The organism is Pseudomonas sp. Tav-5-1A (assembly GCF_055755055.1).
The window spans coordinates 5,829,754-5,852,633 of the sequence record NZ_CM146901.1 but is presented as its reverse complement, the minus strand read 5'-3'; the positions used below and the strand labels follow the sequence as shown (position 1 = coordinate 5,852,633).

General features: G+C 65.7%; 20 protein-coding genes. 13 read left to right on the top strand and 7 right to left on the bottom strand.

Going from position 1 to position 22,880, the window contains the following annotated elements; genetic code table 11:
* The first annotated feature begins 80 nt into the window (after window positions 1-80).
* Both quiC and AC0J42_RS26970 read left to right on the top strand, forming a co-directional pair.
* Complete coding sequence (gene quiC / locus AC0J42_RS26975; RefSeq protein ID WP_473004559.1) at window positions 81-1,991, top strand: 3-dehydroshikimate dehydratase QuiC; 1,911 nt, start codon at window positions 81-83, stop codon at window positions 1,989-1,991.
* 111 nt (window positions 1,992-2,102) lie between these two features.
* Window positions 2,103-2,774 carry a TetR/AcrR family transcriptional regulator gene (locus AC0J42_RS26970; RefSeq protein ID WP_416427018.1) on the top strand — a complete coding sequence of 224 codons (672 nt, stop codon included), beginning with the start codon at window positions 2,103-2,105 and terminating at the stop codon, window positions 2,772-2,774.
* On the opposite strand, the gene AC0J42_RS26965 is transcribed toward AC0J42_RS26970, so the two are convergent.
* The 4 genes from AC0J42_RS26965 to AC0J42_RS26950 are packed head-to-tail and all read right to left on the bottom strand — an operon-like array spanning window position 2,701 to window position 7,303.
* Complete coding sequence (locus AC0J42_RS26965; RefSeq protein ID WP_416427017.1) at window positions 2,701-4,428, bottom strand: FAD-dependent oxidoreductase; 1,728 nt, start codon at window positions 4,426-4,428, stop codon at window positions 2,701-2,703. The genes AC0J42_RS26970 and AC0J42_RS26965 overlap by 74 nt on opposite strands.
* A 10-nt stretch (window positions 4,429-4,438) precedes the next feature.
* The gene (locus tag AC0J42_RS26960; RefSeq protein ID WP_473004558.1) at window positions 4,439-4,759 is read right to left on the bottom strand and encodes an NIPSNAP family protein; all 321 of its coding nucleotides are present in this window, start codon (window positions 4,757-4,759) and stop codon (window positions 4,439-4,441) included.
* A gap of 2 nt (window positions 4,760-4,761) precedes the next feature.
* Window positions 4,762-6,483 carry an FAD-dependent oxidoreductase gene (locus AC0J42_RS26955; RefSeq protein ID WP_473004557.1) on the bottom strand — a complete coding sequence of 574 codons (1,722 nt, stop codon included), beginning with the start codon at window positions 6,481-6,483 and terminating at the stop codon, window positions 4,762-4,764.
* 10 nt (window positions 6,484-6,493) lie between these two features.
* On the bottom strand, window positions 6,494-7,303 hold the full coding sequence (locus AC0J42_RS26950) for a shikimate dehydrogenase family protein (RefSeq protein ID WP_473004556.1): 810 nt from the start codon (window positions 7,301-7,303) through the stop codon (window positions 6,494-6,496).
* A gap of 150 nt (window positions 7,304-7,453) precedes the next feature.
* Between AC0J42_RS26950 and AC0J42_RS26945 the strand changes: the two genes are divergently transcribed.
* On the top strand, window positions 7,454-8,221 hold the full coding sequence (locus AC0J42_RS26945; RefSeq protein ID WP_473004555.1) for an IclR family transcriptional regulator domain-containing protein: 768 nt from the start codon (window positions 7,454-7,456) through the stop codon (window positions 8,219-8,221).
* 67 nt (window positions 8,222-8,288) lie between these two features.
* On the opposite strand, the gene AC0J42_RS26940 is transcribed toward AC0J42_RS26945, so the two are convergent.
* Complete coding sequence (locus AC0J42_RS26940; RefSeq protein ID WP_416427012.1) at window positions 8,289-9,143, bottom strand: shikimate dehydrogenase; 855 nt, start codon at window positions 9,141-9,143, stop codon at window positions 8,289-8,291.
* Window positions 9,144-9,148: 5 nt separating this feature from the next.
* The gene (gene aroQ / locus AC0J42_RS26935; RefSeq protein WP_416427011.1) at window positions 9,149-9,595 is read right to left on the bottom strand and encodes a type II 3-dehydroquinate dehydratase; all 447 of its coding nucleotides are present in this window, start codon (window positions 9,593-9,595) and stop codon (window positions 9,149-9,151) included.
* A 210-nt stretch (window positions 9,596-9,805) separates the two neighbouring features.
* Between aroQ and AC0J42_RS26930 the strand changes: the two genes are divergently transcribed.
* The 7 genes from AC0J42_RS26930 (at window position 9,806) to AC0J42_RS26900 (ending at window position 18,517) form a co-directional block, all read left to right on the top strand.
* Window positions 9,806-10,300, top strand: a complete 495-nt coding sequence (locus AC0J42_RS26930; protein ID WP_473004554.1) for an RNA polymerase sigma factor — start codon at window positions 9,806-9,808, stop codon at window positions 10,298-10,300.
* A 77-nt stretch (window positions 10,301-10,377) separates the two neighbouring features.
* Window positions 10,378-10,566 (top strand): FecR/PupR family sigma factor regulator, encoded by a 189-nt coding sequence (locus tag AC0J42_RS26925; protein ID WP_473004553.1) that lies wholly within the window; start codon window positions 10,378-10,380, stop codon window positions 10,564-10,566.
* Window positions 10,567-10,672: 106 nt separating this feature from the next.
* Window positions 10,673-13,390 (top strand): TonB-dependent receptor, encoded by a 2,718-nt coding sequence (locus AC0J42_RS26920; RefSeq protein ID WP_473004552.1) that lies wholly within the window; start codon window positions 10,673-10,675, stop codon window positions 13,388-13,390.
* Between the two features lie 80 nt (window positions 13,391-13,470).
* Complete coding sequence (locus AC0J42_RS26915; protein ID WP_473004551.1) at window positions 13,471-14,100, top strand: heme acquisition protein HasA; 630 nt, start codon at window positions 13,471-13,473, stop codon at window positions 14,098-14,100.
* A gap of 177 nt (window positions 14,101-14,277) precedes the next feature.
* Window positions 14,278-15,954, top strand: a complete 1,677-nt coding sequence (locus tag AC0J42_RS26910) for a type I secretion system permease/ATPase (protein WP_473004550.1) — start codon at window positions 14,278-14,280, stop codon at window positions 15,952-15,954.
* Window positions 15,951-17,210: an HlyD family type I secretion periplasmic adaptor subunit gene (locus AC0J42_RS26905; protein ID WP_473004549.1), complete on the top strand. Its 1,260-nt coding sequence runs from the start codon at window positions 15,951-15,953 to the stop codon at window positions 17,208-17,210. The genes AC0J42_RS26910 and AC0J42_RS26905 overlap by 4 nt, the downstream gene beginning before the upstream one ends.
* Complete coding sequence (locus AC0J42_RS26900) at window positions 17,210-18,517, top strand: TolC family outer membrane protein (protein WP_473004548.1); 1,308 nt, start codon at window positions 17,210-17,212, stop codon at window positions 18,515-18,517. The genes AC0J42_RS26905 and AC0J42_RS26900 overlap by 1 nt, the downstream gene beginning before the upstream one ends.
* Before the next feature lie 89 nt (window positions 18,518-18,606).
* Here the strand turns inward: AC0J42_RS26900 and AC0J42_RS26895 are convergent, their stop codons facing one another.
* Window positions 18,607-19,500 (bottom strand): LysR family transcriptional regulator, encoded by an 894-nt coding sequence (locus tag AC0J42_RS26895; RefSeq protein ID WP_473004547.1) that lies wholly within the window; start codon window positions 19,498-19,500, stop codon window positions 18,607-18,609.
* A 162-nt stretch (window positions 19,501-19,662) separates the two neighbouring features.
* Here AC0J42_RS26895 and AC0J42_RS26890 point away from each other — a divergent pair, with 162 nt between their 5' ends.
* The 3 genes from AC0J42_RS26890 (at window position 19,663) to AC0J42_RS26880 (ending at window position 22,829) form a co-directional block, all read left to right on the top strand.
* Complete coding sequence (locus AC0J42_RS26890) at window positions 19,663-20,307, top strand: hydrolase (RefSeq protein ID WP_416427002.1); 645 nt, start codon at window positions 19,663-19,665, stop codon at window positions 20,305-20,307.
* Between the two features lie 64 nt (window positions 20,308-20,371).
* A complete protein-coding gene (locus AC0J42_RS26885) occupies window positions 20,372-20,938 on the top strand; it encodes an antibiotic biosynthesis monooxygenase (RefSeq protein WP_416427001.1) in 567 nt (188 codons plus the stop codon).
* Window positions 20,939-20,978: 40 nt separating this feature from the next.
* Window positions 20,979-22,829 (top strand): amidohydrolase, encoded by a 1,851-nt coding sequence (locus AC0J42_RS26880; RefSeq protein ID WP_473004545.1) that lies wholly within the window; start codon window positions 20,979-20,981, stop codon window positions 22,827-22,829.
* Window positions 22,830-22,880: the final 51 nt, after the last annotated feature.

Here is a 22,880-nt window from a genome sequence, read left to right as displayed (position 1 = left end):
GACGCTCGCGACGGACACCGGTCAGCTGCCCAGATGCGCACCCGTGAAGTGCCCTGTCGGCGGCCCCATGGAGCTGAACCATGCATCGTTCGATTGCCACCGTCTCCCTGAGCGGTACCCTGCCGGAAAAACTCGAAGCCATCGCCGCGGCGGGTTTCGACGGCGTCGAGATCTTCGAAAACGACCTCCTGTACTACGACGGCAGCCCCCGTGAGATCCGCCAGATGTGCGCCGATCTGGGCATCGCCATCACCCTGTTCCAACCCTTCCGTGATTTCGAAGGCTGCCGCCGCGACCGCCTGGCCCGCAACCTCGACCGCGCCGAGCGCAAGTTCGACCTGATGCAGGAACTGGGCACCGACCTGGTGCTGGTGTGCAGCAACGCCTCGGCCGACTCGGTGGGCGACCGCCAGATCCTGATCGACGACCTGCACCTGCTGGCCGAGCACGCCGGCAAGCGCAACCTGCGCATCGGCTACGAAGCCCTGGCCTGGGGCAAGCACGTCAACACCTACCAGCAGGTGTGGGACATCGTCAAAACTGCCGACCACCCCAACCTGGGCGTGCTGCTGGACAGCTTCCACACCCTGTCGCTGAAGGGCGACCCGGCGGCCATCGCCGACATCCCGGGCGACAAGATCTTCTTCGTGCAGATGGCCGACGCGCCGATCCTGAACATGGACGTGCTGGAGTGGAGCCGCCACTTCCGCTGCTTCCCGGGCCAGGGCGAGTTCGACCTGCCGGGCTTCCTGGCACCCATCATCAAGTCGGGCTACACCGGCCCGCTGTCGCTGGAAATCTTCAACGACGGCTTCCGCGCCGCGCCGCCGCGTGCCAACGCCGCCGACGGCCTGCGTTCGCTGCTGTACCTTGAAGAGAAGACCCGCAAGCTGCTGGAAAAGGAAAGCACCCCGGTGCCGAACCTGGACATCCTGTTCTCGCCGCCCGAGGCCGATCAGTACGATGGCGTCGAGTTCCTGGAGTTCGCGGTGGACGAAGCCCAGGGCGCCAAGCTGGGCACCTGGCTGGAGCAACTGGGCTTCGCCAAGGCCGGCCAGCACAAGTCCAAGGCCGTGAGCCTGATGCGCCAGGGCGACATCAACCTGATCCTCAACTCCGAGCCGTACTCGTTCGCCCACAACTTCTTCGAGTCCCACGGCCCGTCGCTGTGCGCCACCGCCATCCGCGTGAAGGACAGCGCCAAGGCGCTGGAGCGCGCCGTGGCCTACAAGGGCCAGCCGTTCCGTGGCCTGGTAGGCCCCAACGAGCGTGAACTGGCCGCCGTGCGTGCCCCCGATGGCAGCCTGATCTACCTGGTGGACCAGGACGACCAGGGCCGTACCATCTACGACACCGACTTCAGCATCCAGGAAGTCAAGCCAAGCCCGCTGGGCCTCAAGCGCATCGACCACATGGCCATGGCGCTGCCGCCGGACAACCTCGACAACTGGACGCTGTTCTACAAGAGCCTGCTGGACTTCACCGCCGACGACGAAGTGGTGCTGCCCGACCCTTACGGCCTGGTGAAAAGCCGCGCCATCCGCAGCCGCGACAGCTCCATCCGCCTGCCGCTGAACATCTCGGAAAACCGCAACACGGCCATTTCCCACGCGCTGTCCACCTACCGTGGCTCGGGAGTGCACCACATCGCCTTCGACTGCGACGACATTTTCGCCGCCGTCACCAAGGCCAAGGAAGCCGGGCTGGCGCTGCTGGACATCCCGCTGAACTACTACGACGACCTGGCCGCGCGCTTCGACTTCGATGACGAGTTCCTCAGCGAACTGGCCTACTACAACGTGCTCTACGACCGTGACGCCAACGGCGGCGAGCTGTTCCACGTGTACACCGAACCCTTCGAAGACCGCTTCTTCTTCGAAATCATCCAGCGTCGCAATGGTTATGCCGGCTATGGCGCGGCTAACGTGGCGGTGCGCCTGGCTGCCATGGCCAAGGCGCGTAACAAGGGTGTCCGCCACGCCAAACTGTAACCATTTGTAGATAACTGCAAGCCTTTGGTTGTATACCAAGGCTTGCAGGCTTCCTTCGCCGCGCTGGCCGCTCCATAATTGCCGCTGTTTAACGATGGCCGTGAGCCCAGAATGACAACAATGACAGAACGCTCCGTGGACACCGCCGAAGCGCAACCACGCAAGAGCCGCAAGAACAACCCCGAGAAAACCCGCGAGAACATTCTCCAGGCGGCAATCGCCGAGTTCGTCCAGCAGGGCCTGGCGGGTGCACGGGTAGACGCCATTGCCGAGCGCACGCAAACCTCCAAGCGCATGATCTACTACTACTTCGGCAGCAAGGAGCAGTTGTACGTCGAGGTGCTGGAAAAACTCTACGGCGACATCCGCAGCACCGAGGTGGACCTGCACCTGGGTGAGTTGGAGCCAAAGGAAGGTATCCGCCGCCTGGTGGAATTCACCTTCGACCACCACGACCGCAACGTCGATTTCGTCCGCATCGTTTGTAACGAAAACATGCACAAAGGCGAGTACATCAAGCAATCCTCGGCGATTCGCGCGATGAACAAGACCGTGCTGCATGCCCTCGACGAAGTGCTGGAACGCGGTGCCAAGGCCGGGCTGTTCCGCCAGGGGCTGGCCGCGCTGGACGTGCACCTGCTGATCAGCTCGTTCTGCTTCTACCGCGTGTCCAACAAGCACACCTTCGGCGAGATCTTCCAGATCGACTTCAGCGAGGAAGCGCACAAGGTGCGTCATCGCGAGATGATCGTGGAGACGGTGCTGCGTTACCTGCAACCCTGACCTCCGGCCGGGCCAGGTCCAGGCCGGCGATGTGGCCGAAGGTCAGCGCCGGCCCCAGGGTGATGCCGCCACTGGGGTAATGGCCGCCCATGATGCTGGACATGTCGTTGCCCACCGCATAGAGCCCTTCGATGACCTGCCCTTGTGCACCCAGCACGCGGGCACGGGCGTCGGTGGCCAGGCCCGTGAACGTGCCCAGGCTGCCGGGTTCCAGCTTTACCGCATAAAACGGCCCACGGGCCAGCTCGCCCAGCGACGGGTTGGGGCCGTGCAGCGCTTCGCCCTGGGCGCGGTTGTAGGCCGACGCGCCGCGCCCGAAGGCTGGGTCGCGGCCGTCCCGGGCGCCGGCGTTGAAGTTATCCACAGTGCGCTGCAGTTGCTGCGCGTCGATGCCACAGCGCCCGGCCAGTTCGGCCAGGGTGCGGCCCTTGAGCAGGTACCCTTCGCGTCGTAGCCGAAGATTGAGGAACGGGAACGGCCGCGCCGCGCCCAGGCCGTAGCGGCGCTGGGCCTTGTGGTCGCAGATCAGCCAGCAGTGCGGCGCGCGCGGGTGGGGCGCGTGAGCGAACAGCGCCTGCATGAAGTCGTGGTAGGAATCGGCCTCGTTGGTGAAGCGCTGGCCGTTGTCGAGCACTGCGATGAAGCCGGGCTTGGCGCGGTCCAGTAGGTGTGGAAAGGCGCCGTTGGCGGTTTTCGACACCGGTGCCCAGGCCGCCGCGTGGGCCAGCGGCGGGGCTGCGCCGCCCGCCTGTTCGCCCAGGCGCAGACCGTCGCCGGTGTTTGCCACAGGCGCGGCCGACAGGTGGTTGGCGTGCCCGAACGTCGCCGCGATGCGCCCGGCGTCATGGGCGAAGCCGCCCGCCGCCAGCACCACGCCACGCCGCGCGCGCAACTGGCCGTTGGGCAACTGCGCACCCACTACCCGCGCACCGTCGTATAGCAGGCTGAGCGCGGGCGCCTCGGTGCGCAGCTCCACCCCCAGGTCCAGGGCACTGCGCAGCAGCCGCGCCACCAGCGCGTTGCCGTTTACCAGGTGCAGGCCGCGGCCATGCAGCAGGCGGTCGCGCCAATGCCGCAGCAAGCGGCCCGCTACGTAGACGGCCGAGCGCAGCGAGCGCGTGGCGTTGAAGAAATGCGCCAGGTCAGCGCCACCGGCGATGCCCATGCCGCCCAGGCTGATCAGCCCCAGCGGCGGCCGCAGCCTGGGCAAGCAATCGCCCAGCAGACGGCCATCGAAGGGCTGCGCGCACAGCGAGCGCCCGCCACTGGCAGCGCCGGGGCCGGCATGCATGTCGGGCATGCGGCTGCCGGAATAGAACTGCACCTGGGTGTGGCGCTGAAAGAAGTCGACCATCGCCGGCCCATGGCGCAGGTAGGCTTGAAGACGCTCGTCCAGCACCTCGGTATGCAATTGCTGGCGCAGGTAGGTTTCCACCGCGCCGGGCGCTTCCACCTGGCCGTCGGCCACGGCCAGCGGGTTGCCCGGTATCCACAACCAGCCGCCGGACCAGGCGCTGGTACCGCCCAGTTGATGGTGCTTCTCGGCGACGATCACCTTGAGCCCGGCATGGGCGGCGGTCACGGCAGCGGCAAGGCCCGCGGCCCCCGAGCCGATGACCAGTACGTCGCAGTCAAAATTGTCGGAGGCGTTCATGGCAGGCCCTTTATTTAAGCGGCGAGAACGCGGTCGGCCGCATCATCCGCGACTCCAGCTTCACCACCGCGTCCAGCTCCTTGTTCTTGCGGCTGAACTCCATCCAGCGGCTGTCGGCGGCCATGGCGGTGCGGCGGGCCATGCGGTCGTCCAGGCTTTCCCAGGCCCAGATGTGCACCACCTGGTTTACGTCGCCGATCTCGGTGGTGAAGAAACCCACCAGTTGGCCCAGGTGCTCGGTCTGCACCGCCAGCGCATCGCTCTGGTACAGCGCCAGCCAGTCGGCCAGTTTGGTGGGTTTGAGGGTGTAGGTGCGCAGTTCGTAGAACATGGTCAAGCCTCGAGTGGGGTAGTGTGGCCGGCGCGCAGGCGCGCGGCGGCGTGGGTAGCGGCGATGTAGCCGAAGGTCAGGCCCGGGCCGATGGTGATGCCGGGGCCGGGGTAGGTGCCGTCCATGATCGAGTTCATGTCATTGCCGGCGGCGTACAGCCCGGCGATGGGCTGGCCCTGGCGGTCGAGGACGTTGGCGTTGGCGTCGGTGACCAGCCCGCGCGCCGAGCCCAGGTCGCCGGTCTCCACGCGGATGGCGTACCAGGGCGCGCGGGTCAGCGGTGCCAGGCACGGATTGGGCCCGTGGTGCGGGTCGCCCAGGGAACGGTTGTAACTGTTGCCGCCCTTGGCGAACGCAGTGTCTGTGCCGGTCACGGCGTCGGCGTTGTGCTGGCGCAGGGTGGCGGCGAGCCCGGCGGGGTCGATGCCGATCTGCCGTGCCAGCTGTTCGGCACTGTCGGCGCGGTGCAGGTAGCCGGCGTCGATCAAGGCGCTGTTATCCACAGGCCGCGGCCGTGCCAGGCCCATGCCGTAGGCGTTCAGGGCCTGGGCATCGGCGATCAGCCAGCACGGCGCGTTGCCGTCCTGCTGCATGGCCTGGACGAAGCTGTGGTACGAATTCGCCTCGTTGACGAAGCGCAGCCCGTGGCGGTTCACGGCGATGATGCCGGGCTTGGCACGGTCGGTGACCAGGTGCGGGAAGCGCTCGGTCTCGCCATTGGCGCGGCGCAGCTGCGACACCGGCGCCCAGAAGAAGTCCGCCGCCAGGCCTTCGCCCAGGCGGGCGCCCACGGCGGTGGCCAGGGCCTGGCTGTCGCCGCTGTTGCCAGCGGGCGACATGGTCAGGTGCCCGGGGCCGGTGGCAGGGCGGCGCTCGCCGGCGTCGGCGGCCGCGGCAAAGCCACCGGCCGCGCACACCACGCCGGCACGGGCCTGCACCCGCAGGTCCTGGCCGTTGTAGCGAATCACCAGGCCAATCACCGCGCCATCGTTGGTCACCAGCTGGGTGGCCTGGGCCTTGAGCCACAGTTGCACGCCCTTGTCGAAGGCCGTGGTGGCCAGCCGCGCGATCAGCGCGTTGCCCACGGTAAGCCGGGTGCCACGGTCATGGCTGAGGCGGTCGCGGCCGTAGCGCGCCATCAGTTTCAAGCAATGCCACAGCGAGCGCGGCGAGCGGCGGAAACTGAGGAAGTGCTGGATGTCCACGCGGTTGACCATCATGCCGCCGAACAGCAGCATGCCTGGCGTGGGCTTGCGCAGGTGCTTGAACGCCGGGCCCAGGCGGCGGCCATCGTATTCCACCATCTCCAGGGCCCGGCCGGTGTCGGTGGCGCCCGGCTCGTCGGGGTAGTAATCGGGCGAGAACGGTCGCAGGGCGTATTGCAGTTCGCTGTGCTGTTCCAGATAGCGCAGGGCTTCGGCGCCGCGTTCGATGTAGGCCTCGATCAGTTCGGCGCGGTAGCCGGGGCCGATGGTGCGTTTGAGGTAGGTGCGCACTGCCTCGGCGTTGTCCTGCACGCCGGCGGCGCGGGCCTGGTCGGTGCCGTGCACCCACACCGCGCCGCCGGAGATCGCCGAGGTGCCGCCGAAGGTCTCGGCCTTTTCCACCAGCAGCACGCTCAGGCCACGGCAGGCGGCAGTGGTGGCGGCGGCGAAACCGGCGGCACCGCTGCCCAGCACCACCAGGTCGAAGGCGTGGGTCCAGGGTTGTACAGCTGCGTTCATGGCGGGTTCCTCAGGCGTCTTCGGGCGTCACGCCCATGAAGGCGCCGAGGTTGCCCATCTGCGCGCGGGCCATCTCCGGGCCGGTCTGGATGCGGCAGCCCTGGGCGCGGGCCTGGGCCAGCAGCGGGGTGATCTGCGGCGATGTCACCACGTCGGCCACCAGCGCGGCGCTGGGCAAGGTGGCCAGCTGTTCGGCAGGGAGCGCCATCTGCCCGGTGTCGCCCATGCCGACCGGGGTGGCGTTGACCACCAGGTCGAAGGCGCTCAGGTCAGTGTAGGTGGCTTGCACGTCCAGGCCTGGGAAGGCCTTGAGCAGGATGCCGCGCAGTACGTCGACCTGGGCGGCACGCATGTCGGCGATCACCAGCTGCGCCAGGCCGGCTTCGGCCAGCGCATAGGCAATGGCCGCACCGACGCCACCGGCGCCCACCACCAGCGCGCGCTTGCCGGCGGCCTGGAAGCCATGGGCGGCGGCGGCCTTGAGGAAACCGGTGCCGTCCAGGTGGTCGCCCACCAGCCGGCCGTCGGCTTCACGGCGGATCACGTTGGCCATGCCCAGCGCGGCGGCGCGTTCGGTCAGGGCGTCCAGCAGCGGTGCCACGGCCTGCTTGTACGGCACCGTCACCACGCAACCGCGCAGGTTGTGCCAGCCGCGCAGGGTGTGGATGAACGCTGGCAGCGCGTCGGCGCCCATGTCCACCGGCAGCATGGCGATGTCGCGGTCGTTGTCGGCGAACCAGCGGTTGAAGTTTTCCGGGGATTTAACCTGGGCGATGGGCGTGCCGAGAATGGCCACCAGCTGCGTCGAGCCGCGAATCATGTCGATCTCCTGGACCGTTGCCTGTTGTTGTCAGGCCATGGTGCGGCGGGCGGCAGAGGGCGACAACGCGGCAGAACGCGGTTTCAGTTGTTAATCGCGGGGGCACTGCGATAATCGCACTATCGATCGATAATTCCTGCCGGGGCCGTGATGAAGCAACCGACCATTCATGACCGTGACCTGATCGCCGGGCTGCAGAAGGGCCTGGCCCTGATGCAACTGTTCAGCGAAGAGCACCCGCGCCTGACCGTGCCGCTGGCGGCCAGCCTGTCGGGCCTTACCCAGAGTGCAACGCGGCGCTTCCTGCTGACGTTGGTGCACGAGCGCTTCGTCGAAACCAATGGCCGTCACTACTGGCTGACTGCCAAGGCCTTGCGCATCGGCCAGGCCTACGTCGATTCGGCGCAGCTGCCGCGCATGCTGCGGCCCATCGTCGAGCAGGTCGCACGTACTACCCAGGAGCACGTGTCGGTGGGCGTGCGCGACGGTGATGACATCATCCACGTGGTGCGCAGCCGCTACAGCCATGTGTCGTCGCTGTCGATCCGGCCGGGCTCGCGCCTGCCGCTGTATTGCACGGCCAGTGGCCGGGTGTGGCTGGCGACACTGGAGCCCGACGAGCTGCAAGCCTACCTGGACAGCGTGGAATTGCGCGCGCTGACGCCGTACACCCGGACCAGTGTCGCGGCCTTGCAGGAAGAGTTGGCGCGGGTGCGCGAGCAGGGTTTCTGCTGCGTGGACCAGGAGTACGAGGTGGGGATGGCGGTGCTGAGCGTGCCGCTGCGCGACCGCAAGGGGGAGCTGAAGGCGAGCCTGTCGATCACTACCCAGGTGGCCCGGCTGAGCACCCAGGCCATGCAGCAGCGCTACCTGCCGGCGCTGTACGAAGCCCAGGCGCTGCTGCGGCCGGTGTTGTGAGGCTGGACGCGGCCTACGGCCGCTGCTACGGGATTTCGTAGCAGCGGCCGCAGGCCGCGTCAGGGTATTACATGCTGTTGAAATGCGCCGTCATGCGGTCGGCATCCGGCACGATGCCGCTGAACAGCTCGAACGCCTTCACCGCCTGGAACACCGCCATGGTGCCGCCGTCCAGGGTGCGCGCGCCCAGGGCACGGGCGGTGCGCAGCAGCTCGGTTTCCAGCGGGAAGTAGACGATCTCGGCTACCCACAGGTCCTTGCGCAGCAGCTCGGCCGGCACGGGCATGCCCGGCAGCTTGGCCATGCCCATGGGCGTGGTGTTGACCATGCCGTCGGCCTCGTTCATGGCGGCGGCCAGGTCGCTGCCGGCACGGGCGCGGTTGCCCGGGAAGTGCTGGTTGAGGTTGTCGGCCAGGTCCTGGGCGCGGCTGGCGTCCACGTCGAAGATGGTCAGCTGCTGCACGCCCTCGATCAGCAGCGCGTGGGCCACGGCCGCACCGGCGCCACCGGCACCCATCTGCACCACGCGTTCGCGTGCGGCGCCGTCCATGCCACGGCGGAAGCCTTCGGCGAAGCCCAGGCAGTCGGTGTTGTGGCCGACGCGCTTGCCGTCCTTGAGCACCACGGTGTTCACCGCGCCGATGCCACGGGCCTCGGGCGACAGGTCATCGAGCAGCGGAATGATCGCCTGCTTGCACGGGAAGGTGATGTTCAGGCCGGTGTAGGCCATGCGCTGGGCGGCGGTCAGCAGTTCTTCCAGGTGGCTGGTGTCGAGCTTCAGTTGGTCCAGGTCGATCAGGCGGTACAGGTAGCCGATGTCCTGGGCGGCGCCTTCGCGCTCGTGCAGGGCAGGGGTGCGCGAGGCCTGGATGCCAGCGCCAATCAGGCCGGCCAGTACGCTGGTTTTCTTGTTCTGGGACATGCGAGTTAACCCTTGTTGTTCAACAGGTGGCCGACGTGTTCAAGCGCCAACCGATAGCCATGGGTGCCAAAGCCACACAGCACCGCCACGGCCATGCCGGAGATGTAGCTGTGGTGGCGGAACGATTCGCGTGCGTGCACGTTGCTGATGTGCACTTCGATCACCGGCAGCTCGCTGGCGGTCAGGGCATCGCGAATGGCAATGGAGGTGTGGGTCCAGGCACCCGGGTTGATCACGATCGCTGCGCAGCGGCCGCGGGCCTGGTGAATCCAGTCGATGGCTTCGCCTTCATGGTTGCTCTGGCGGAATTCGACCACAAGGTCGCGCTCCTGGGCAGTGCGGGCACACAGGGCAGAGACGTCGGCCAGGGTTTCGCGGCCATAGGTGGCGGGCTCGCGGGTGCCGAGCATATTGAGGTTAGGGCCGTTGAGCACCAGTACGGTACGGCTCATGGGGGACTCTCCCTTGTTATTTTTGGTGTGAGACGGTGAAGCAGGGTGCCTATAAATTGTACTAACCAGTTAATTTGGTCAAATTAATTTGTGCCCGAGAATGTCTCGTCAGACAAACCGACACAATTCAACATGGCGTTACGTTTGATCCTCATTTGCGATACACCCTAAGATGCCGCCCTCATGCGTCACTCTCCAGGGAATCGGTTGTTGTCGGATACGGAACTCTCAAGCCTCTATCTCGGCCATGCCCGGGCCCTGCGCGGCTACCTCACCCAGCGCCTGGGCGACCCGCAATTGGCGGCCGACCTGGTGCAGGACGCCTACCTGCGCCTGGTGGAGCAACACTGCCAGGGCAAGCCGTGCCCAGCGCCGGCCTACCTGTACCGCACCGCCCGCAACCTGCTGGTGGACCACCTGCGCCAGCAGCAACGGCGCAACATCCAGCCGCTGACGCCCGAGCTGATCGCCACCCTGGAGGCGCCCGACGCCTGCGTGGAAATCCGCGCCATGTTCGAGCAGCAGCGCCAGGCCCTGCGCGACGCCATTGAAGCCCTGCCGCCGCGCACCCGCGAGGTGCTGCAACTGAACCGCCTGGAAGGCCTGACCCACACCGAGGTAGCCTGCAGGATGGAAATTTCCGACAGCTGCGTGCAGAAGCATCTGGCAAAAGGACTCGCCATGATCATGCAGCGTTTGCAGTAGGACTGTGGGAAATGCCCTACGACAAATGTAGGGCGACAGTGGCATAGTCAGGGCTTCGCCTACCACCGAGCCTTGCCGTGAACCCAGCGCCTCTGCCCCCGCACCTGATTGAAACCGCCGCCCGCTGGCTGGTCCGCCAGCAGGCCGGTGAACTCAGCCCGGTCGAGCAGGCCGAACTCGCCCAATGGCTGGCCCAGGACCCGCGGCACGCCCAGGCCCTGGCGTTCGCGCGGCAGACCTGGGCGGCATTAGGTGCGTTGGATTAACGCCCGCCAGGGCTGATACAAATTAATTTACTGAGTTTTCCCCGCTGCAGCGTCTTGCTACCGAGATTCATTCTCATCACAAGCAACTGCCAACAAGGGAAACTCAATGTCTGTCACCCACCGCAAGGCAACCCCGGCGACCTGCCGGCTCGCACTTGCCATCCACATGGGCTTGTTCACGCTGCTGGCCGGGGAAGGGCTGGCGTACGCGGACGAGCGCCGCGGCACCAGCGCCCAGTCGCGTACCCAGGCCTTCGACATCCCCGAACAGCCGCTGAAGCAGGCAGTCGAGCAATTCGTCCAGCTTACTGGCGTCACGCTGCTGTATGACAACCGCCTGCTGGCCGGCCTGCGCAGCACCGCACTCAAGGGCAGCTACACCGCGCAAGCGGCGCTGGAGCAGATCATCAGCGGCCACCCGCTGATACTGCGCCACGGCGAGAATGGCCACCTCAGCCTGGTGCCGCGCCCCGGCGCCGTCGACGGTGGTGCGCTGGAACTGGACATGATCGATATCAGCGCCGACTCCGATACCCCCGCCAAGGCTGGCGACTGGGTGTACCACGAGCCGCGCGGCGTCTCGCACATCAGCCGCCGCATGATCGACAACCGCCCGCCGCGCCACAGCGCCGACATGCTCGAGGAAAGCACCGGCGTCTACACCGCCGTCAACCAGCGCGACCCCGGCTTGTCGGTGAACATCCGCGGCGTCCAGGACTACGGCCGCGTGAACATGAACATCGATGGCATGCGCCAGAATTTCAACGTCAGCGGCCACCAGCAGCGCAACGGCGTGATCCTGGTGGACCCGGAGATGGTGGCCGGCGTCGATATCGAAAAAGGCACCCAGGCCGGCCAGGGCGGCGCGGGCGTGCTGGGCGGCATCGCGACGTTTCGCACCTTCCAGGCCAGCGATTTCCTGCAGGACGGCAAGGACGTCGGCGGCCGCGTGCGGGTGGGGCACGGGATAGGCAAGTTGGGCAACGGCACGCACTTCAATGGCAGCGGGGTGTTGGCGATTGGTGATGAGCGTGGGGATATCTTGCTGGGGGTGAGTGAGCGGCGGTTCGGGGATTATCGGGCGGGGAATAATAATGATCGGCGGTTGGGGGAGCAGTTGGGTAGTCGAAACTTATCCGAAGAGACATTTCGCAAGTGGCTGGCGTCGGACGTGGATTTCATGGATGGGGCCAATCGTTCGCAGATGTTTAAGTTTGGTTTGAATCTACCTAATGATCAGCGGATTCAAGCGAGTTACCTGCGTATCAGTGCGGATGGTGCGACTGCCGGGCCGTTGTTGGGGCAGCCATTCGCAGGATATATCCGTATTAACCGCGATAGGATGAATGTCCAGAACTATGCACTGGACTACAGCTACCAACCAGAAAACCCGCTGGTGGACGTTCAGGCCAAGGCCTACTTCGTTGACACTCGGCTTGCGCGCTGGAACAAGGGGCATGAAGCATCGAAAGATTCGGGTAACGCCATTGCGCCGTTTGATTCGCTATACCGTACATCGACGTGGGGCATGCAGCTGCAGAACGTGGCGCGATTCGATCATGGTCACCACGGGCAATCGCGATGGACGGTGGGTGGAGAGGTTTTTCATGACAACTTCAGTCCCCAAAGCGACTTCAAACCCGCAAAGAATCAGGACACTACGCCATTGATTATTGGCGCCACTCCCGAGGGGAATCGCGCCATGGCCAGCATTTTCAACCGCTGGCAGTACGACTACGGTGGTTGGCTGACCGCTGATGCGGGATTTCGCTACGACCAATTTCGGGCTTACGGCGAGTCGCATTCCACACGATATGAGTATCCACCGGTTGGTTTTCATTACTACCGAAAACGTCCGGTCGAGTATCGTGACAATGTCGATGTAAGCGGCGGGCGTTGGTCGCCGAATTTTGGGCTGGGCATCAAGCCTGGTGTCGAATGGGCGCAGCTTTATGCCAGTTGGGGGCGGGGGTGGCGGCCACCTAGCGTAACCGAAATGTTCATGTCCGGAAGCCCACACTCGCGTGGTGGGAGCGCCCTGTTATTCCCAAATCCTACGCTTGAGCCGGAGTCTTCGACGAATTGGGAACTGGGTTTAAATATATTCAAGCGATCAATGTTGGTAGCAGGTGATCGCTTTGCAATGAAGGTGAATTATTTTGACACTCGCATTGATAATATGATGTTTTTGATGCTTGAGGTGATTCCTCCAAGAACTGATCCGTATGGTCGATTTGCAAATCTTGCTAACGTAAACAATCAGAAACAAGTGCGCTATCGTGGGGTTGAGTATCAGCTTGATTACGATCTTGAACGGGTTTATGCTAATTTTACTTACACAAGATTGATTGGGCAGAACACTTTCTGTGGTCCCTCGCATTTCATGGGCGGTGCGACGAAGGCGATCAGTGCACCTCATAGTGAAAAATACCTATTCGTAAATGACGCTGAAGCAAATAAGGAGGTTAGGTGTAACTTTATCGTTGGTAATGCAACGTATACACCGGCAGATAAGGGCTCAGTGACGCTGGGTGCCCGGTTCTTTGAAAAAAAGCTTGATGTCGGGCTCCGTGCAAGATACAGCGCCGGCTACGGCAAAGACCTGGATAAAGGCGCGAATCGCCAGCGTTGGGATTTGGCAGCTTGGCCTTCCTACATTGCCTATGATCTATACGGAAGTTACGCCGTGACAAAAAAGCTCAGCGCTTTTCTTGCGTTGGAAAATGCAACGGATGAGGCTTACTTTGTGCCAAAAGCTGATTTCGAGAATCTTGCAATCGCGCGTGGGCGAACTCTGACTGGAACTTTGCAGTACAGCTTCTAAAGAATTTGATGAGGTAAAAGGTTTGCCCGCTTCAGGGCAGAAAGTGGCGGCTATATCCGTCGATATTGAGAGGTGTGTTTATGAGCGTTTCTGTTAGCTATAAGGCTGAGTTGGGTGCTACCAAAATCAGCGATTACCTGCAAACCTGGGAAACTGGGTTTGTGACAGCAGGGCACGGTGCTGGGGCTACCGGTGGCTTCAACACTGCAGGTATGCTCCCTTCGTTCACCGGGGAGCAATATGCGACGCCAAGTAAAGTCTCTGACTATGCAGTTATTGCCGAAAGTGATACCGCCAGCGGGTTGAACTATGTGTTCAAGTTGTTCGGCGTATCTGATCCCAACCTGAATCACTACCTGTGGGGCACGTTGGACAACGTCGAACTGGGTCGGGATCTCACCGGTGGCAAAGGCGCCGATTTTTCCCTCGCTAAAAACAACGTCTCCTTCAACGGCCTCGACCTCTCCGCCCCGGAAGGCGCAGGCCGCGCCGGCAACCCCGTCCACGAAGTCGTCTACGGCCTCATGAACGGCAACGCCGACCCGCTGGAGGCAACCCTCAACAAACTGCTCTCGGAGTACAACCTGTCCACCGCCGCCACCTTTGACCAGGTAGCTGCCGCGGCACCGGTAGCTGCACCTGTCGCCCTGCCGAACCTGGTCGTGGCGAACGCCGAGCAATCCTGGTGGGACTGGGCCTTCGCCGCCTAAACCGCAGGCGTAAAAAAGCGAGTGGAAGATTGCTCTCCCACCCGCTCCGCTGACACAGCGCTGTGACCCGAGTTCTCTAGGCCAGGGTCATGGCGCTCCTGAATTGTGGGGAGCGCCGGGCGTGCCGTCAACGCCGCTCGGCGGGCTTCTGTGAATATTTTGCAAGGAACCCTCTGAATGCACCGCTCTGGCAATGAATTGCGCAGTGCGCTGGCGGCTGCCCGGCGTTCGCTGGTGGACATCGGCGTGTTTTCCGCGGCGATCAACCTGCTGATGCTGGCCCCGGCCTTGTACATGCTGCAGGTGTATGACCGGGTACTGGCCTCGGGCAACGAAATGACCCTGCTGATGCTGACCCTGATGGTGTTGGGGCTGCTGGCGCTGATGTGCACGCTGGACTGGCTGCGCGGGGTGCTGGTGATTCGCCTGGGTGCGCAGCTGGAGCAGGGTTTGCAGGCGCGGGTGCACGATGCCGCCCACGCCGCGCAGTTGCGCAGCGGCCACGGTGCGGCGCGGCAGGCGTTGGCGGATTTGGCGTGCCTGCGGCAATTCGCCAGCGGCACGGCGCTGTTCGCGCTGTTCGATGCGCCGTGGTTTCCGTTGTTCCTGTGGGTGCTGTTCGTGTTCCACCCGGCGCTGGGTGGGCTGGCGCTGGGCGGCGCGGTGGTGCTGGTGCTGCTGGCGTGGCTCAACGAGCGCCTGTGCGGTGGCCTCCAGGCGCGTGCAGGGCTGTTGGCCCAGGCGGCTACGCAGCAGGCCACGGCGCACCTGGCCAATGCCGAGGCGGTGCAGGCCATGGGCATGCTCGATGCATTGCGTGGGCGCTGGCAGGTGCAGCAGCAAGCGTTCCTGAACTTGTATGGGCTGGCCAGCGAACGCTCGGCGGCGGTGGGCGCCTGGGCCAAGGGCATCCGCCTGGCGCTGCAGTCGCTGGTGCTGGGGCTGGGGGCGTGGCTGGCGGTGCAGCAGCAGATCAGCCCGGGGATGATGATTGCCGGTTCGATCCTGATGGGGCGGGTGCTGGGGCCCATCGACCAGTTGATCGGCGCCTGGAAGCAATGGGGGCCGGCCCGCGATGCCTACCAGCGCCTGGTGCAGTTGCTCCGGGAGCACCCGCCGGCAGCCGACCCGCAGCGCTTGCCGGCGCCCAAGGGAGCGATGGCGTTGCAAAGCGTTGACGCCGGCCCACCCGGTTGCAGCGCGCCGACGTTGCACGGGCTGGCACTTAGCCTGCCGGCGGGTAGCGTGCTGGGGGTGATCGGGCCGTCCGGCAGCGGCAAGTCGACCCTGGCGCGGGTGCTGGTAGGGGTATGGCCGCCCATGGCCGGCCAGGTGCGGCTGGACAGCGCCGAGCTGGGCCACTGGCCGCTGCGGCAACTGGGGCCGCAGATTGACTACCTGCCCCAGGACATCCAGCTGTTTGCCGGCACGGTGGCGGAAAACATCGCCCGCTTCGGCCCGGCCAACGCCGACAAGGTGTTGGCCGCCGCAGCCTTGGCCGGCGTGCATGAACTGGTGCTGCAATGGCCCCAGGGCTACGACACCCGCCTGGGCGAGGGCGGCGCCGGCTTGTCCGGTGGGCAGAAGCAACGCATCGCCCTGGCGCGGGCGCTGTACGGGCTGCCGGCGCTGATCGTGCTGGACGAGCCCAACGCCAACCTCGACGAGGCGGGCGAGCGGGCATTGCTGGCGGCCATCGACCGCCTGAAGGCGCTGCAGCGCACGGTGATCCTGATGACTCACCGTGCCAACGTGCTCAGCCGCGTCGACCACCTGCTGATCCTGCGCGAGGGCCACCTGCACCGCTTCGGCCCCGCTGCCACGGTGCTGGCCGAACAGGGAGTGGCGGCATGAGCAGGCTCAAGGATGATCGCGCAGCGGCGCGCCTGGGCTGGACCGTGTTGCTGCTGGGCGTGGGCGGCTTTTTCGCCTGGGCCATGTGGGCGCCGCTGGACCAGGGCGTGGCAGTGGCCGGGCACCTCACCGTGGTGGGCCAACGGCAGACCGTGCAGCACGCCAGCGGCGGGGTGCTGGACAGCATCCTGGTCAGCGACGGCGAGTCTGTGGCCGCGGGGCAGCCGTTGCTGCGCCTGCGCCAGCCGCTGCTGCACAGCCAGGTACGCAGCCTGCGCAGCCAATGGCAGGCCGCCGAGGCACAAGGCGCGCGCCTGGCGGCCGAACAGCAGGAAACAATGCCGGTGTTCCCACAGGCTTCAAGCCCGGACGCCATAGCGTTACAGGGCCAGATTCACGCCAGCCGCACCGCCAGCCTGGGTAGCGAACGCGCGGCCATGCGGGCCGCCATCCAGGGCAGCGAGGCGCAGTTACGCGGCCTCAAGGCGTCCTTGCACAGCCTGCGTGCCCAGCAAGCGAGCCTGGAGACCCAACTGGCCAGCTTGCGCCGCCTGGGCGCCGAAGGGCACGTCAGCCGCCACCGGGTGCTGGCCGACGAGCGCCAGTTGGCGCAGCTGACGGCGGTCATCAGCGTCGACGAGGGGCGGGCAGGGCTGTTGCAGCGGCAGGTCGACGAGCAGCGCCTGCGCCTGCAGCACCTGACCCAGGCGTTTCGCCGTGATGCCGGCAGCCAGCTGGCCGACACCCGGCAACAGGCCGAAGAGCTGCGTCATCGCCTGGCGGTGGCCGAACAGGAGCTGGCTGCCAGCACCTTGATAGCCCCGGCGGCCGGGCGCGTCAGCGGTTTGCAGGTAAGCACCGTGGGCGAGGTGGTGGCTCCCGGGCAAGTGCTGCTGGAGATCGTGCCGGCCGGCAAACCCTTGCAGGTGGAAGCGCGGTTGCCGGTGGACATGGTCGACAAGGTACGCCCGGGCCTGCCGGTGGAACTGCTGTTTCCGGCGTTCAACCAAAGCACCACCCCGCGAGTGGCCGGGCGGGTGACTCTGGTGGGCGCCGACCGCCAGCAGGATGAGCGCAACGGCGAGCCCTACTACCTGCTGCGCGCCGAAGTCACCGGCGCCGAGCAGCTGGCCGGGCTGACCCTGCAACCGGGCATGCCGGTGCAGGCCTTCGTGCGCACCGGCGAGCGCTCGCTGCTCAATTACCTGCTCAAGCCGCTGCGCGACCGCAGCCACCTCGCGTTGGTGGAGGAGTGATGAAACCTGTACTGCTGCTGCTCGCCTCGCTGGCCCTCGCCAGCAACGCCCAGGCTCTGGGCCTGCTGGACGCCTACCAGCTGGCCCGGCGCAACGACCCGGCCTGGCAGGCGGCGGGCGCGGCGCGGGAGGCCGGGCTCGAACAGCGGGCCATCGGCCGCGCCGCGCTGTTGCCGACGTTGAGCTGGGGCTACAGCCACTCGCGCAACCAGTCGCAGGTCAGCCAGGGCAGCCAACGCCAGGACCGTGACTACCGCAGCCACGCCGCCACCCTCAGCCTGCAACAGCCACTGCTGGATTTCGACGCCTTGGCGCGCTGGCGCCAAGGCGATGCCCAGGCGCACCAGGCCCAGGCCCAGTGGCAGGGCCAGCAGCAGGCGCTGCGGGTGCGGGTGGTGCGTTTGTACAGCAACGCGCTGCTGGCGGCGCGGCGCACGCAGCTGAGCCGCGAGCGCAAGCACGCCCTGGGTGAGCGGCTGGCGCTGAACCGCAGCCTGTTCGAGGACGGCGTTGCCACCCGCACCGACGTGCTGGAGACCGAGGCGCGGCTGAACCTGGCAGTTGCCGAGGAGCTCGAGGCCCTGGACGCCCAGGACAGCGCCGCGCGCGAGCTCCAGGCGCTGCTGGGGCAGGCGCCGACGCAGTTGCAGCCGTTGGCGGAGCACATCCAGCTACCCGCGTTGCAGCCCGCGACGTTCGAGGCCTGGCAGCAGCTGGCGAGCAGCCGCAACCCCGAGCTGTTGGCGCGCCGGCGCGGCCTGGACGTTGCCGAGCAGGAGGTGCAGCGCCAGCGCGCCGGGCACCTGCCCAAGCTGAGCCTGTTCGCCAGCAACCGCCAGTCGCAGTCGGATTCAGAAAGCAGTTATCAACAGGCGTTCGACACCAACACCGTTGGCCTGCAACTGAACGTGCCGCTGTTTGCTAGCGGCGGGGTGAGCGCTGCCACGCGCCAGGCCGCCAGCCGCCTGGCCCAGGCCCAGCACGAGCTGGACGGCCAGGCCCTGGCCACCTTCAACAACCTGCGCCGCCACTACAACGCCACCCGCAGCGGCGCCGCGCGGGTGCACGCCTACCGCCTGGCCGCCGCCAGCGCCGAGGCCCAGTTGCATGCCACGCGGCGTAGCCAGCAGGGCGGCGAGCGCATCAACCTCGACGTGCTGGACGCCGAGCAACAGCTGTACCGCGCCCGCCTGGAACTGCACGAGGCGCAGCACGGCTGGTTGCTGGCATCGGTAGAGCTGAAGGCTGCCGCCGGAGTGCTGGACGAAAACGACATGCGCCAGGTGGCCAGCCATTTTCGCGAGTAAGCCCGGGTTCTTGTGGGAGCTGGCTTGCCAGCGAGCTGTTGGGGCCATAAAAGCTCGCTGGCAAGCCAGCTCCCACAAGACAGTTGCTGCTACGGGGTTGTGGGGGCCAGGTGCGCCACCATGAACTCGATGAATGCGCGGGTCTTCTGCGGCACGCGCCGCGCCGTGGGGTACACGGCGTTGATGCTGATGGCTGGCGCCTGCCACTCGCACATCACGGCCACCAGGCGGCCTGCCGCCAGCGCTTCCTCGACGATGAACGAAGGCAGCAGGGCAATGCCCATACCGCCCTCGGCAGCGGTGGCCAGCAGGTCGCCGTTGTTGGCGTGCAGCGGGCCGGTGACGTGCACGCGCTGGGTCTCGCGGCCGTTGCTCAACTGCAGGCTGACGCCGCTTTGCAGGTAGCCATAGTTCAGGCACTGGTGGTTGGTGAGGTCGCGCGGTTCCTGTGGCATGCCGTGGCGCTCCAGGTAGGCGGGGGAAGCCACCAGCACCCGTGGCGCCGGCGCCAGTTGCTTGGCCACCATGCTCGAATCGCCCAGGCTGGCGATGCGGATGGTCACGTCGAAGCCACCGCGCACCGGGTCCACCTGCTGGTCGCTGAGCACCAGCTGCAGCTCGATCTGTGGGTGCTGTTCATGGAACAGCGGAATCAGCGGCCCCAGCTTGCGCAGGCCGAACGACATGGGCGCGTTCACCCGCAGCACCCCACGGGCCTCGCCCAGGCCGCTGCGCGCGCGCTGCTCGGCTTCATCCACCGACGCCAGCACCTCGCGCACCGCCTCGTAGTACTCGGCGCCGGCCTCGGTCATGTGCAGGCTGCGGGTGGTGCGCTGCAGCAATTGCACGCCCAGGTCTTCCTCCAGGGCCTGGATCTGCTTGCTGATTTTCGAGCGCGGCACGTCCATCGCGCGGGCGGCTGCAGCGAAGCCGTTCTCGTTGACGGTGGTGACAAACGCGCGCATGGCGTCGATACGGTCCATCGGTGTCCCCAAAATGGAATCAATGATTCTCGATTTTAGGGAATTGTCTCGGATATTGCACGCGCCTACATTAGCACCAAGCCAGACGCACACAGCGCCCAACGAAGGGAACAGCGTCAGCCAACTCAAACCCGATTATCGACATCAGAAAAGGAATACACCATGTCCATCCGCGAACTGCTGAACCCAACCAACGCCGCCCTGATCCTGATCGACCACCAGCCGCAAATGGCCTTCGGCGTGCAGTCCATCGACCGCCAGACCCTGAAGAACAACACCGTGGGCCTGGCCAAGGCGGCCAAGATCTTCAACGTGCCGACCATCTACACCTCGGTTGAAACCGAAAGCTTCAGCGGCTTCATCTGGCCGGAACTGCTGGGGGTGAACCCTGGCCAGAAGCCAATCGAGCGCACGTCGATGAACAGCTGGGAAGACGCCAAGTTCGTGGAGGCGGTCAAGGCCACCGGCCGCAAGAAGCTGATCATCGCCGCCCTGTGGACCGAGGTGTGCCTGACCTTCCCGGCGCTGGAAGCCATGGCCGAAGGCTATGAGGTGTACATCGTCACCGACGCCAGCGGCGGCACCACCCAGGAAGCCCACGACATGTCGGTGCAGCGCATGATCCAGGCTGGCGCGGTACCGGTGACCTGGCAGCAAGTGCTGCTCGAATTCCAGCGTGACTGGGCGCACAAGGACACCTACGACGCGGTGATGGGCCTGGTGCGCGAGCACAGCGGCGCCTACGGCATGGGCGTGGATTACGCCTACACCATGGTGCACAAGGCCCCACAACGCCAGGTCAACTAAGCTCAGCGCCCGGGGCCGCAAGGTCCCGGTTCGCTTTCCCGCATTTGTGTGAAAGGAGTCAGGCATGAACATCGAAATGGCCGATGGCGTCGTCACCCTGCTGGTTCGCCATCGCATCAGCAAAGGCCAGGAATCGCGTTACGAAGAATGGCTGCGCCGCATCATCGGTATCGCCCGCAGCTATCCCGGCCACCTGGGCATCGATGTCATGCGCGGCCACAGCAACGGCCTGCAACTGTTCACCAGCGTGCTGCGCTTCGCCAGCACCGAACAGCTGCAAAGCTGGCTGGATTCCGCCGACCGCCAGCGCCTGGTGGCAGAAGCCAAGCCCATGCTGGCCGACGGCGACCAACTGGAAATCAACAACGACCGCGAATTCTGGTTCACCCCGGTGGACGCCGGCGCACCCCAGCCGCCGCGCTGGAAGCAGGCCTGCGTGACTTTCATGGTCATCCTGCCGCTGAGCTTCATCGTGCCGCTGTTGTGGGCACCGGTTTTCAAACTGTTTCCCTGGCTGGGCGGCTATGCCCCGGCCAACACCGTCATCACCCTGAGCGTCGTGCTGCTGGTGGTCTACGTGTTCATGCCGCGGGCCACCCGCTGGCTGAGCAACTGGTTGCAAGCCCGCTAAGCCCCACGCCCGTTGACCCCAGACAACAAGGAACCCTGTCATGAACACCACCGTCACTGCTGATCTGATCCTGCACAACGGCCGCCTGCACACCGTCGACCGCGCCAAGCCCACGGCCAGCGCCGTGGCCATCAAGGACGGCAAGTTCGTCGCCGTGGGCACCGACGCCGAGGCCATGGCCCTGCGCGGCAGCGCCACCCAGGTCATCGACTTGCGCGGCCGCACGGTCATCCCCGGGCTCAATGACTCGCACCTGCACCTGATCCGCGGTGGCCTCAACTACAACCTGGAACTGCGCTGGGAAGGCGTGCCGTCGCTGGTCGATGCCCTGGCCATGCTCAAGGAGCAGGCCCTGCGCACCCCGGCGCCGCAGTGGGTGCGGGTGGTGGGCGGCTGGAACGAATTCCAGTTCGCCGAAAAGCGCATGCCCACCCTGGACGAGTTGAACAAGGCCGCACCCGACACCCCGGTGTTCGTGCTGCACCTGTACGACCGCGCGCTGCTCAACCGCGCCGCCTTGCGCGTGGTGGGCTATGACCGCAACACCCCGAACCCACCCGGCGGCGAGATCCAGCGCGACGCCCAGGGCAACCCCACCGGCATGCTGGTGGCCCGCCCCAACGCCATGATCCTGTATTCCACCCTGAGCAAAGGGCCGAAGCTGCCGCTGGCGTACCAGGTGAACTCCACCCGCCAGTTCATGCGCGAGCTCAACCGCCTGGGCGTCACCAGTGCCATCGATGCCGGCGGCGGCTTCCAGAACTTCCCCGATGACTACGAGGTGATCAACGAACTGGCGGCCAAGGACCAACTGACCGTGCGCATCGCCTACAACCTGTTCACCCAGAAACCCAAGGAAGAGCTGGCCGACTTCCAGCACTGGACCGCCAGCACCCGCTACGGCCAGGGCAACGACTTTTTGCGCAACAACGGCGCCGGCGAGATGCTGGTGTTCTCCGCCGCCGACTTCGAGGACTTCCTGGAGCCGCGCCCGGACCTGCCGGCCACCATGGAGCAGGACCTGGAACCGGTGGTGCGCCACCTGGTGGAGCAGCGCTGGCCGTTCCGCCTGCACGCCACCTATGACGAGTCGATTTCGCGGATGCTGGACGTGTTCGAGAAGGTCAACCGCGACATTCCCTTCAACGGCCTGCCGTGGTTCTTCGACCACGCCGAGACCATCACGCCGAAAAACATCGAGCGGGTGAAGGCGCTGGGCGGCGGCATCGCCATCCAGGACCGCATGGCCTTCCAGGGCGAATACTTCGTCGACCGCTACGGCAAGAAGGCTGGCGAGCAGACCCCGCCCATCCAGCGCATGCTCGCGGAGGGCGTGCCGGTGGGCGCGGGCACCGACGCCACGCGGGTGTCCAGCTACAACCCATGGACCTCGCTGTATTGGATGGTCAGCGGCAAGACCGTGGGCGGCCTGGAGCTTTACCCACAGGGGCTGGAGCGCGATACCGCGCTGGAGCTGTACACCCATGGCAGCGCCTGGTTCTCATCCGAGCAGGGCAAGAAAGGCCAGATCAAGGTTGGGCAACTGGCGGACCTGGTGGCCTTGTCGGCGGACTATTTCAGCGTTGAGGAAGAGGCGATCAAGTGGATCGAGTCGCTGCTGACCGTGGTGGACGGCAAGGTGGTGCACGCGGCGGGCGAATTCGACAAGCTGGCGCCGCCAACCCTGCCGGTGACGCCGGACTGGTCGCCAGTGGCCATCGTCCCGGGCCATTGGCGGCCGCAGTCGCCGGTGCTGCAGCAGGTGCACCAGTGCAGCGGGCCATGCGGGGTGCATGCGCACAGCCACGACAGGGCGCGGCAGTCGAGCGTGCCGGTCAGTGATTTCCAGGGGTTCTGGGGCGCGTTTGGCTGTTCGTGTTTCGCGTTCTAACAGGATGACGCGGCCTGCGGCCGCTGCTACGGGACTTGTAGCAGCGGCCGC

What these genes read in the sequence shown, in the direction of transcription:
- quiC (WP_473004559.1), top strand. Translation starts at nt 81, where the DNA reads ATGCATCGTTCGATTGCCACCGTCTCCCTGAGCGGTACCCTGCCGGAA.
- AC0J42_RS26970 (WP_416427018.1), top strand. Translation starts at nt 2,103, where the DNA reads ATGACAACAATGACAGAACGCTCCGTGGACACCGCCGAAGCGCAACCA.
- AC0J42_RS26965 (WP_416427017.1), bottom strand. Translation starts at nt 4,428, where the DNA reads ATGAACGCCTCCGACAATTTTGACTGCGACGTACTGGTCATCGGCTCG.
- AC0J42_RS26960 (WP_473004558.1), bottom strand. Translation starts at nt 4,759, where the DNA reads ATGTTCTACGAACTGCGCACCTACACCCTCAAACCCACCAAACTGGCC.
- AC0J42_RS26955 (WP_473004557.1), bottom strand. Translation starts at nt 6,483, where the DNA reads ATGAACGCAGCTGTACAACCCTGGACCCACGCCTTCGACCTGGTGGTG.
- AC0J42_RS26950 (WP_473004556.1), bottom strand. Translation starts at nt 7,303, where the DNA reads ATGATTCGCGGCTCGACGCAGCTGGTGGCCATTCTCGGCACGCCCATC.
- AC0J42_RS26945 (WP_473004555.1), top strand. Translation starts at nt 7,454, where the DNA reads ATGAAGCAACCGACCATTCATGACCGTGACCTGATCGCCGGGCTGCAG.
- AC0J42_RS26940 (WP_416427012.1), bottom strand. Translation starts at nt 9,143, where the DNA reads ATGTCCCAGAACAAGAAAACCAGCGTACTGGCCGGCCTGATTGGCGCT.
- aroQ (WP_416427011.1), bottom strand. Translation starts at nt 9,595, where the DNA reads ATGAGCCGTACCGTACTGGTGCTCAACGGCCCTAACCTCAATATGCTC.
- AC0J42_RS26920 (WP_473004552.1), top strand. Translation starts at nt 10,673, where the DNA reads ATGTCTGTCACCCACCGCAAGGCAACCCCGGCGACCTGCCGGCTCGCA.
- AC0J42_RS26915 (WP_473004551.1), top strand. Translation starts at nt 13,471, where the DNA reads ATGAGCGTTTCTGTTAGCTATAAGGCTGAGTTGGGTGCTACCAAAATC.
- AC0J42_RS26910 (WP_473004550.1), top strand. Translation starts at nt 14,278, where the DNA reads ATGCACCGCTCTGGCAATGAATTGCGCAGTGCGCTGGCGGCTGCCCGG.
- AC0J42_RS26905 (WP_473004549.1), top strand. Translation starts at nt 15,951, where the DNA reads ATGAGCAGGCTCAAGGATGATCGCGCAGCGGCGCGCCTGGGCTGGACC.
- AC0J42_RS26900 (WP_473004548.1), top strand. Translation starts at nt 17,210, where the DNA reads ATGAAACCTGTACTGCTGCTGCTCGCCTCGCTGGCCCTCGCCAGCAAC.
- AC0J42_RS26895 (WP_473004547.1), bottom strand. Translation starts at nt 19,500, where the DNA reads ATGGACCGTATCGACGCCATGCGCGCGTTTGTCACCACCGTCAACGAG.
- AC0J42_RS26890 (WP_416427002.1), top strand. Translation starts at nt 19,663, where the DNA reads ATGTCCATCCGCGAACTGCTGAACCCAACCAACGCCGCCCTGATCCTG.
- AC0J42_RS26885 (WP_416427001.1), top strand. Translation starts at nt 20,372, where the DNA reads ATGAACATCGAAATGGCCGATGGCGTCGTCACCCTGCTGGTTCGCCAT.
- AC0J42_RS26880 (WP_473004545.1), top strand. Translation starts at nt 20,979, where the DNA reads ATGAACACCACCGTCACTGCTGATCTGATCCTGCACAACGGCCGCCTG.